The sequence below is a fragment of the uncultured Campylobacter sp. genome, from assembly GCF_937997595.1.
Classification (GTDB): domain Bacteria; phylum Campylobacterota; class Campylobacteria; order Campylobacterales; family Campylobacteraceae; genus Campylobacter_B.
This window is the reverse complement of sequence record NZ_CALKTS010000350.1, coordinates 1-9,651: the sequence shown is the minus strand read 5'-3', so window position 1 is coordinate 9,651 and position 9,651 is coordinate 1. Positions and strand designations below refer to the sequence as shown.

7 protein-coding genes and 5 tRNA genes are annotated in these 9,651 nt (G+C 45.9%); 7 read left to right on the top strand and 5 right to left on the bottom strand.

Features of this window, described 5'->3' with window-relative positions; translation table 11 throughout:
• Nucleotides 1-136: 136 nt before the first annotated feature.
• Both Q0614_RS11860 and Q0614_RS11855 read right to left on the bottom strand, forming a co-directional pair.
• The gene (locus Q0614_RS11860; RefSeq protein WP_298788919.1) at nucleotides 137-265 is read right to left on the bottom strand and encodes a hypothetical protein; all 129 of its coding nucleotides are present in this window, start codon (nucleotides 263-265) and stop codon (nucleotides 137-139) included.
• A 267-nt stretch (nucleotides 266-532) separates the two neighbouring features.
• Nucleotides 533-608 (bottom strand) — tRNA-Ala (locus Q0614_RS11855).
• Nucleotides 609-743: 135 nt separating this feature from the next.
• Between Q0614_RS11855 and Q0614_RS11850 the strand changes: the two genes are divergently transcribed.
• The 5 genes from Q0614_RS11850 to Q0614_RS11830 all read left to right on the top strand — a co-directional run bounded on the left by Q0614_RS11850 (nucleotide 744) and on the right by Q0614_RS11830 (nucleotide 1,345).
• Nucleotides 744-818, top strand: a tRNA-Gly gene (locus Q0614_RS11850).
• A gap of 28 nt (nucleotides 819-846) precedes the next feature.
• Nucleotides 847-933, top strand: a tRNA-Leu gene (locus Q0614_RS11845).
• Between the two features lie 16 nt (nucleotides 934-949).
• Nucleotides 950-1,023, top strand: a tRNA-Cys gene (locus Q0614_RS11840).
• Between the two features lie 20 nt (nucleotides 1,024-1,043).
• Complete coding sequence (locus Q0614_RS11835; protein WP_177387338.1) at nucleotides 1,044-1,199, top strand: hypothetical protein; 156 nt, start codon at nucleotides 1,044-1,046, stop codon at nucleotides 1,197-1,199.
• Nucleotides 1,200-1,257: 58 nt separating this feature from the next.
• Nucleotides 1,258-1,345: transfer RNA gene (locus Q0614_RS11830), tRNA-Ser, on the top strand.
• A 138-nt stretch (nucleotides 1,346-1,483) separates the two neighbouring features.
• Here the strand turns inward: Q0614_RS11830 and Q0614_RS11825 are convergent.
• A complete protein-coding gene (locus Q0614_RS11825) occupies nucleotides 1,484-1,648 on the bottom strand; it encodes a hypothetical protein (protein WP_298788918.1) in 165 nt (54 codons plus the stop codon).
• Between the two features lie 474 nt (nucleotides 1,649-2,122).
• On the opposite strand from Q0614_RS11825, the gene Q0614_RS11820 reads away from it, so the two are divergent.
• Both Q0614_RS11820 and Q0614_RS11815 read left to right on the top strand, forming a co-directional pair.
• Nucleotides 2,123-4,864 carry an insulinase family protein gene (locus Q0614_RS11820; protein WP_298788917.1) on the top strand — a complete coding sequence of 914 codons (2,742 nt, stop codon included), beginning with the start codon at nucleotides 2,123-2,125 and terminating at the stop codon, nucleotides 4,862-4,864.
• A gap of 329 nt (nucleotides 4,865-5,193) precedes the next feature.
• A complete protein-coding gene (locus Q0614_RS11815; protein ID WP_298788915.1) occupies nucleotides 5,194-7,920 on the top strand; it encodes a TonB-dependent receptor plug domain-containing protein in 2,727 nt (908 codons plus the stop codon).
• 291 nt (nucleotides 7,921-8,211) lie between these two features.
• Here the strand turns inward: Q0614_RS11815 and Q0614_RS11810 are convergent, their stop codons facing one another.
• Both Q0614_RS11810 and Q0614_RS11805 read right to left on the bottom strand, forming a co-directional pair.
• Nucleotides 8,212-8,931, bottom strand: coding sequence for a hypothetical protein (locus Q0614_RS11810; RefSeq protein ID WP_298788913.1), 720 nt, complete (start codon nucleotides 8,929-8,931; stop codon nucleotides 8,212-8,214).
• 242 nt (nucleotides 8,932-9,173) lie between these two features.
• Nucleotides 9,174-9,449, bottom strand: a complete 276-nt coding sequence (locus Q0614_RS11805; protein ID WP_298788911.1) for a hypothetical protein — start codon at nucleotides 9,447-9,449, stop codon at nucleotides 9,174-9,176.
• Nucleotides 9,450-9,651 lie beyond the last annotated feature (202 nt).

The window sequence follows — 9,651 nt, the reverse complement described above, 5'->3', positions numbered from 1 at the left end:
ACCGCGCTCTAGCAGATCCTGCGGCACGATATTTACGTAGTCTTCATCTATAAACGCCGCGCCATCTTCTTCAACTGACATAATCTCTCCTTCCATTAAAATTTAATTTATTGCAAAGACTTTTCTATATCGTTTATTAGGCGATGAAGCGTTTCGAGACGACTAGTACTCGGATTATTTTGGTTAAAAATTTTAAAATATCACTATATTTCATCGTCTTTATATCGCGCTCGTCAAAAGATGGAAGTATATATTTTTCGTTCATCTTAACGATTTTTGCGATATAGCTCTCACTTATACTATTTTTTCATTTTTTTGCGATATACACATTAAAAATGTTTTTATAGCGATATTTATCGCTCTTTCTGTAAACAGATTTTAACTAACCTAGTAAACAACTGAATTATTCTAAAACAATTATAACATAAAAATAAACAAAAATAATTAAAATTACTAAAAGCCATAAATATCCGTATTTAAAGGAAGCAAAAGAGATCTAAAAGAAGTGATTAAAATTTAAAAATAGCTTAAATGGTGGAGTTAAGCGGGATCGAACCGCCGACCTCTTGAATGCCATTCAAGCGCTCTCCCAGCTGAGCTATAACCCCAATAACGATTTTGTAATTTTACATTATTTTACTTACAAAATTTTTAAATTCCGGCGCTACGCCAAAATTTTCTCCGCAAAAGCCGCTATAAAATGAAATTTTAAGCTTGCATTGGGTAATATTTCATTTCTTTGCGCGGGAATAGCTCAGTGGTAGAGCGCAACCTTGCCATGGTTGATGTCGCGAGTTCGACTCTCGTTTCCCGCTCCATTTTACATTCTGTTTTTGTATTAAACGTGCCCGGATGGCGGAATCGGTAGACGCAAGGGACTTAAAATCCCTCGGAATTTTTTCCGTGCCGGTTCAAGTCCGGCTCCGGGCACCACCTAATAAGCCGGCGTGGCGACATAGCCAAGTGGTAAGGCATGAGCCTGCAAAGCTTTGATCCCCGGTTCGAATCCGGGTGTCGCCTCCAGATCCTAAAAAGGAGTTATTATGAGATACATACTAGCGGCTCTTTTGGCATTGATGGTTTTTAGCGGGTGCTCTAATACTTGGCACGGCGTAAAAGAGGACTCACACAATGCGGCTCAATGGACCAAAGAAAAGGTTCACAACGGCGCCGAGTGGGTCGGAGAAAAAACCGAATAAATTCTACGCGTAGGTCTTGATCTGCGCGAACTTTCGGCGGGGTCTACCCGCCCTTAATCGGGAGATGGCTGAGCGGTCGAAAGCGGCGGTCTTGAAAACCGTTGAGGTGAAAGCCTCCTGGGGTTCGAATCCCTATCTCCCGGCCATTTTAATCTAATCCGAAATTCCATTTTAACTTCAAAATTTCACATTTTATTTATACTAATTTTCATTTAATGCTCTTTAGGCTAAAATTTTATTTCGCAGTAGGCGGTGTGGGCGGCAGCTCGTGCGCGCGCCAAATGTTATACGGCAGCAGGTGTCAAAATATGCCGAGCAGCTTTTAGTCGGTTCGTATTGAACTCAAGTGTATTGCGGCCGTATTGATGGATGAAGCATCGGAAGTTTTTTGATTGATCCGCATCAAAACAGCGCGCAGCAAGAGCAAAGGCGATGCCAAATTTAAACATTCGCCCGCCTGGATATAAAAGCGGTCGTGAAAGCTAGCCGCGGAATTTAGCTATGAAATTTCAAAGCCTAGTAGTCCGCCGCGTTCGGCGTAAAATTTTAAAATTTACCGGCTCGCGCTTTTTAAATTTAGCCAGGGCTCAAGTAAATTTCAAAATTTATATTGCGCGAGCGCGCCGCCGTACTGCCGTGCCGTCGCGCAGATAAAGATCAAATGCGCCTGCGGACTTCTGCGATAAAGTAAACGATAGAAGCCGCGCAGCGCAAACCTAGAACCGATGCACTCGCGAGGAAGATCGCGGATGCTGGCGCAGCTAGCAGGCGGGTTAAAAGTAGGCGGATCTAAGAGATATCGCAGGCTAACGGGTCAAAGCGAGCAAATCCAAAAATGGCGCAGGCGGGCAGCTTGATAAGCCGAAAGAGAAGAGTCTGCCGAAAGGCTGCGAGCGAATTTTACTAGAAAATAAAGGGCTTAAATGCGAAAAATTTTACTATTTTTACTGCTCTGTGCGGGAGCTTTTGCGCTTGATTGGGACGAAGCCGTCCTGCGAGGATCGCTGCCAAACGGGCTTAGATACTATATTTTAGAAAATTCCGTGCCTAAAAATTCCGCCGTTTTTTATCTCATCGTGGATGCGGGCTCGATCGATGAGGGCCCTAATGAGCGCGGGCTTGCGCATTTCATAGAGCATATGTCTTTTAACGGAAGCCGCGATTTTAGCAAAAACGAGCTTATCAAAAAGCTACAGAGCCTGGGCGTAAAATTCGGCGCCGACGTAAATGCGCAGACGGGCTACGACAGCACGATCTACACGCTTAACATCGCCGTTAGCGAAGAAAATTTAAAGGACGTTTTTAAAATTTTTGCTTCGATTGCGGACGGAGTGGAGTTTAATCCGCTCGAGCTCGTAAAAGAAAGAGGCGTCATAATCGAGGAGGCGCGTAGTCGCGATACGCCGATTGCCAGGCTTTACGAGCGGATGGATGAGGAGCTTTACGGCGGCAGCGCGTATTTTAATCGTGCGCCGATCGGCGATATGGCGGTCGTAAAATCCGTAAGCGCGCAGCGAATCAAGGAGCTTTATCAAAAAATTTACCAGCCCAGGTCTATGAAATTTATAGCCGTGGGCGATTTTAAAAGGGATAAAATTTTAAAACTGCTAGAGCAAAATTTTTCGCCTCTTAAAAATACAAACTCCTACGCCCGTCCGGATATGGGCATTCCGTCTAGGCAGGGTTTGAAAATTTACAATTACGATACGAACGAAACGTCGCTAAATTCCGTCAAAATTTCGTTTTGGGAGGAATTTGCGCCCCCAAGTAGCGAGGCGAATGCGAGAAAAATTTTAAAAAGCGAGCTTATTTCAAGTCTCATCTCTACGATTTATGAGCGAGCAAAAGCTAGCGAAGGCGCGCTGTTGCGCGTTAATTTTTCCAGATCGAATTTGCAGTTTCAAAAAACGATCTATAACTTCGACGTTGCCGTTTTGGGCGGAGATTTTGACGGCGCGATCTCGCAGGCGCTCGGGCTAATCAAAGGCTTGCGAGATAGCGGCTTTGATGCGCGCGATTTCGCCCTTGCGAAGGATGCTTTGATCAGCTCGCGGCACAGCGCCTTTGAGCGCAAAAAAAGCGCAAATTCCGCGTTTTTTGCAAGGGAGATTCTTCATGCCGTAAAATCAGGAGCCGTCCTGCCTAGCGCCGCAAAACAGCGGGATTTTGAGGTAAAGCTGCTGCGCGAGATCAGCCTAGAGGAGTTAAATTTAGAATTTAGGCGCCTGACGGATCTGGGCGAGGTGCACGCAAGCGTCTTTAGCGGCTCCGGATACAACATGGACGAGGCTAAATTTAAAAAGCTGCAAAGCGGCGCTAAGGCGATAAATACGCATGCCGCGCATAAAAAGCTACCGGATAGCTTGGTTTCTAAAAACCTGCCTGAGGGCAAAATTTTAAGCAAAAGCTTTGAGCCGCGATTTAAATTTTATACCTACCTGCTTGAAAATAACGCGACCGTGATCTTAAAGCCGCTTAAGACGCGCAAGGATTTCATCTCATTCGCTGCGGTAAGCAGGGGCGGAATGTCCAATCTGGCGCATCCCTGGCTTGGCAGTTTTGCCGCGATGCTTGCAAACGAAAGCGGCGCGGGCGAGTTTAACAATTATGAAATTTCGCAAATTTTAAGCGGGCGGCAGGTAAATTACCGCAAAAATATCTCCGCATTCTCGCACGGATTTTACGGAAGCTGCGGCTCGCAGGATCTAAAATGGCTGCTGGAAGCGATAAACTTAGAGCTTAGCTCTCCGCGCACGGACGAGAAAGCGCTGCAAAATTTAAAGATAAAATCGCTCGACGAGCTTGCGCGGAACGAGAAGCTGCCCGGGTATAAATTTAGCAGGGAATTTAGCGAGTTTTTCTACGGCGGCAATGCGCGAATGCGCCCTCTAAACGCCGCGCAGATCAAAGCGCTTAACGTGGAGGAGCTAAAAAAGATCGTCCATGATAAATTTAGCAACGCCGCATCCTACACCTTCGTGCTTAGCGGCGATTTTGAGGTAAAAGACGCCGAAGTCCTCATAAAAAAGTATCTGGCAAACCTGCCTGCTCGTGGCGAACGCGAGGATTTTAAAGACGACGGAATTCGCAGCTTAAGCGGACGGCACGTTTTTATGCGCAACTATCAAAACTCCCCTAGAAGCGACGTCGCGCTTACCGCGATAAACAGATCCGCTCCATACTCGCTTGAAAATGCAATTAAAATTTCAGCCCTAGCTTCGGTGCTTCAGGAAGCCCTTAGAGAGCGCATCAGAGAGGATGAGGGGCGTACTTACGGCTTTTCGGTCGCTTCGAGCCTAAGCCGCATCCCGTATGAGCACTCTAGCCTTCATATTTCGTTTTCCTGCGCGCCGCAAAATACGGATCAAATTTTATCCGCAATTAGAGAAATTTTTGCAGAAATCGCAGGCGGCGGGTCGGACGTAGAGCGGCATCTTGAAAATTTTAAAAAATCTCAGATCATCACGGCTCGTACCGCTCGCGAAAGCCCCGAGTTTTGGAACGACGCGCTCGTAAAATACGCGCTTTGGAATGAGGAGATCGCCGATTTTAAGACCTTTGAAAAGATCATAAATTCCATCTCGCCGAAGGATATCGCGGAGGCGGCGCAGACATATATTTTTGACACCGATGAGACGGTGAGGATAAATGCGCCGAAATTTTAACAGGCTAGGCGCATCTAAATTTTGCTCGTTAAATTTACTAGTCGCGTTTAAATTTAACGGCGCTTGCACGGTAAATTTTGGCGCCGCAAATTTACGTACTTTAAAAATATACCCAAGAATAAAACTCAATTAAGCCCATCTGTACCGTGCATAGATTTTAGATAAATTTTATTTTGAAATAGATTTATCTCGCCGATATATCGCTATTTTGTTACATTTTTTCTATTGATTGCATAAGTCGTATAATTGTTATCACTTTAATTGAAATTTAAAATATTATTGGCTAAATTTCCTAAGTCTTAATTTTTATTTTCAAAAAAGGAGAAAAGATGATTGTCGGTTTTTGGGCCTGTAAGCCATGTAAAAGCGGCGCAGGCCGCAATTATTCCGCTTCCGTAAAAGGCGAGGAATTTACTCAAAATCGCTGCGGGGGGGGGCTTGCACGCTCCTTAATAGTCGCGGCGTGCCTTTGCAGTCTAAGCGTCGCGCAGAATTCGTCTGAAAATAACGCAACCAGGAGTGTTTCTACTAAAGAAAACCCAGGCGCGCAGAGCTCCGCTTCTGCGATAAATAGTTATAAATTTCCCGAAATAGTCGTCGTCGGCAACATCGACTCGAGCCTTACGAGCGTCGGCGATAGCTACGGCGGTACGCAAAAGATAAGCAGAACGATGATCGAGTCAATGCCTAGCGGCAACGGCGACTTCGTGCAGCTTTTGCGCACCAATCCAAACGTGCAATTCAGCTCCACAAATCGCCAGAGCACGACGCTCGGCGAGATCAGCCCCGCAAACATAAGCATTAACGGCGCGAAGTATTGGCAAAATAACTTTATGCTTGACGGCGCGAATATGAATAACGATCTCGATCCCGCTAGAAACCCTGGCGGCAATCCTACGCGCTTTTCGGCGTTTGATACGATGAATTCCGTCTCGCAAGGTATGGCGATCGATAGCGATTTTTTACGGAGCGTTGAGGTGCACGATAGCGGCGTCTCCGCCAAATACGGCGGATTTACCGGCGGCGTGGTGGAGGCTAAGACGCGAGATCCGCGCGCGGGTTTTCACGGCAAGTTTTCGATGCAGCATACCGAGGATAGCTGGACTAGATACCATATCTACGGCGATGAGCAAAATTTTAAAAACTCCGCTACGCCGCTAAATCAGCCGAGATTCGATAAGTGGATCACGAGATTAAATTTAGAGGGCACCGTTACCGAGGATCTGGGTTTGATGTTCGGCTACACCAACACTAGAAGTAAAATTCCGCTCAAGGCCTACGACAGAAGATACAACGCAGATACGACCATCACCGAGCGAGTTCAGAGGCGAAATATTGACAACTACTTCCTAAAGGCGCTTTGGTATGCAAGCGACCGCCTAACTATCACGCCTAGCGTAACCTACGCGCCCGAGCGAAGCAAGATGTTTAACGACCATATCAAGGACTCCTACGCCGATATGAAATCGGGCGGTTTAAATTTAGCGCTTAAAACCGACTACGATGGCGATTTCGCTAGGTTTAATCAAATTTTATCCTACAGCAAGCTGGAGAGTTCGCGTGATGCCGAGAATGAATATTATAGGGCTTGGCAATACTCAAACGTAAAGAATTGGGGCAGTAAATTTTTATCTGCTACGGCAATGGAGGGCGGTTATGGGGATCTCGATCAGACTCAAAAGAGCTTTTCATACAACGCGGATCTGGAGTTTAACGAATTTGATCTTGGCGGCAGCAAGCATAGATTTATCACGGGCTTTGAGTTTAAAAAGCAAGAGGCTAAATTTAATGTAAGAAAAGAATTTATGACCGCCAGCGGAATAGCACCGCTACCTGCGGGCGTAAATGCTTGCGATCCGAATGATGAACTCTGCTCTATAGACGATTCTTTTGCGAGGCTCGGTAGAAGCGGTCAGTTTTTTACGCAGAAAAGCTATTACAAGGGCAATACCAAGGTGGATATGAAGAGCTTGGCGGTTTATCTAGAGGATGAGATAAAAATCGGTGATCTTACCTTGCGACCGGGCGTAAGATTAAATAGGGACGATTATATGAAGCAAACGACTGCGGCGCCGAGATTTAACAGCTACTACGATATTTTCGGCGATGGCGATTCGATTCTTAGCTTCGGTGCAAACCGCTACTACGGACGCAATCTCTTTACCTACAAATTAAGAGAGGGTCGAGAGGGACTTGCCACTACCTACACGCGCCCACGCAATGCCTATACGCAAAACTGGACGCAACTGCCAAAAGACCCGTCTCTAACGAAATTTAACGAGCTAAGGGTGCCTTATGAGGATGAGCTGGTATTCGGGGCAAAGCAAAAGCTTGGGAATTTCGAGTTTTTCGGCAAATATGTAAGCCGCAAGGGCAGGGATCAGATCATCAAATCTACGCGAAGAGATCTAGGTCTAGCACCGGATCCGAACTACCAAAACAATTATCAAACCTTTACTAATGACGGCAGAAGCGAGAATAAAATTTTAACTTTCGGCGTTAAGACGATCGATGATTATGAGGCTTTCGGCACGCTAAACGGCTTTGAGCTGGGCTTTGAGCATATCAGGATGAAGACCAATAACACCATCTACGATGAGAAGCTTGATAGAGAAACGCTTGAAGATGAAAAGATCGTCGAATACGACGGGAAGTTGATGAGGTTATCGGAGCTTCCGGCGCAGGACTATGCTAGACCCTGGACGGCGAGCCTAAATATTATCACTAAAATTCCAAGCTACGGCATCAGCGTAAATAACTTCCTCTCGTTTAAAGGCTCGCAAGAAGCGATCGCCCGCACGGGCAAGACGCCTGCGGGCAAGTATCCTGCCAGATACGATAAATACGAAAAGGTAAATCTCGGCAAAAGCTACAGCTGGGATACGCGCATCGGATACGCTAAAAAGATGGCGGGCGAGGTGGAATTTTTTACGAATTTAGATATCTACAACGTCCTAAATAAGCGCAACAAAGCAAGACTCAGCAGCGACATCTCGCTCGATCTGGTCTATGAGGCGGGCAGGCAGTTTTGGCTGGAAGCGGGCATTCGGTGGTAGCGTAAGCTAAATTTGCGGAGCTTTTAAAATTTCGCGGCTCCGCAAAATTTTGTGAAATTTTCTGAAATTTACGGCATTTTGTGAAATTTCAAATTTCACGTCGCGCTCCTTAAAATTCCGCATCGCTCGCTGTAAAATTTTAGTGTGCGCATCGTATGATTTAACATATGTGCCGCAAAATTTTAACGCACGCGAAATTATTAAATTTGCGTCCAAATTTAAGTTGCAACCAATTTAAGGAGCCGAAACGGCTTTTTAAATTTTAACGCCGATATCGCTTAATTGGCTCCTTTATTGAAATATCACAAACTGCTTTTGAAATTTTGACGGGCTAATATGTCGATAATTTAAGAGATAATAGCAAACCCTTTCAGAGTCCGTTTCGCTCATCATAAAACTGATAAATTCGCCCTTGCCGTCATAGATGATCAAAGTATCGATCGCACGAAAGCTAAATTTCCCCTCCGTGATCTTTGAAAAAATCAGTTTGGCGATGAAAAACGGCAAAACCAATGTCGTCAGGCTCATAATAAAAATTATAAATCCTCTAAAGCTCTGTAAAAATCCGGCAAACGCGACGGCTATCACGATAAACGAAAACACAATGCCGATGGAATTTCTAGCGGGCACGATATGTCCGAATAGCGGCGTGGCGGTGAGCTTTATGAGCGATATTTCATCAAATTTTATGGATTTTGTGATTTTGCCTTTATTTACGTAGTTGATACTCCTGTTCGTCAAATGCACAAGGCGCGTATGGGCGCTGTTTAGATACGATATGACGGCGAATGCTACGAAAATAAACGGCGTATAGTATGGAAAAATATCCCCTATATACAGAAACACCGGTACCGCCAAGGGAGCGAAGAATAGGTTGTAAATAAAGAATACTATTATATTGTAGTCTTTGACGATGAGGGGTTTATTGCCAAATTGCGGTGGATTTCGGTGCTCGGCGCCGTTTTGCTCAGGCTTCTGCGACCTTTGCGGCTCATCGTTAAAATTGTTCATTAAATTTGCCCCCGTTTTAAAATTTTATCGTTAGCGGCTCGGGCACTTTGCGGCACTAAATTTGCCGTTCGCGTCGCACGCTTTAGCGACGCAATCCCAAGCGGAGCCTGCCTTGCGTCCTTTTAAATTTTATTTCGTTCAAATTCGTCCGCGCCTTTGTTTGTGCGCCGCGTATCGGTATTGCCACGCTTATGAACTGCACCGCGTGCGCTTGCCGCATCGCCGCATGAAATTTCGAGACCTCATAGCTCGAAATCAAAGCAGTAAAAATCATCCGCCTCGCTCCAAAGCTCTTCTAGTGAGCGTCCGTCTATCTGCAGCGCGGCGTAGAGTTCCCGCAGCGTGACGAAATACCACTCGCCACTCGCGTTTGCACCCGTCTCGTCCGCGTATCTTTGAAATGAGCAGCGATCCGCATAGGTGATGATCAAGTATTGCGCGCCGTGCAGGCGAAAGCCAAGCTCTGGCTCGCCTATAAACTTGCGCGATGGGGCGTTAGTCTCGAAGCATACAAGCAAAAGCTAGGCTCGGGCTCGCCGCCCTCGGCTACGCATTTTAGCAGCATTTGCTCTATGGTTTCAAATGAATATTTCGGCATTTCGCTTCGATCTTAAAATTCTATCGCCGCCGTGACGCTTATTGCGCCGCCGCATATCGCGAGCCGTTTTATTCCGCCAAAAACCCGAAGCGCTCGATCATATCCAAAAGCATATCGGCTCT

Bases quoted from the DNA above. Each gene is read 5' to 3' on its own strand.
- Q0614_RS11860 (WP_298788919.1), bottom strand. From the start codon at position 265: ATGAACGAAAAATATATACTTCCATCTTTTGACGAGCGCGATATAAAG.
- Q0614_RS11835 (WP_177387338.1), top strand. From the start codon at position 1,044: ATGAGATACATACTAGCGGCTCTTTTGGCATTGATGGTTTTTAGCGGG.
- Q0614_RS11825 (WP_298788918.1), bottom strand. From the start codon at position 1,648: ATGTTTAAATTTGGCATCGCCTTTGCTCTTGCTGCGCGCTGTTTTGAT.
- Q0614_RS11820 (WP_298788917.1), top strand. From the start codon at position 2,123: ATGCGAAAAATTTTACTATTTTTACTGCTCTGTGCGGGAGCTTTTGCG.
- Q0614_RS11815 (WP_298788915.1), top strand. From the start codon at position 5,194: ATGATTGTCGGTTTTTGGGCCTGTAAGCCATGTAAAAGCGGCGCAGGC.
- Q0614_RS11810 (WP_298788913.1), bottom strand. From the start codon at position 8,931: ATGAACAATTTTAACGATGAGCCGCAAAGGTCGCAGAAGCCTGAGCAA.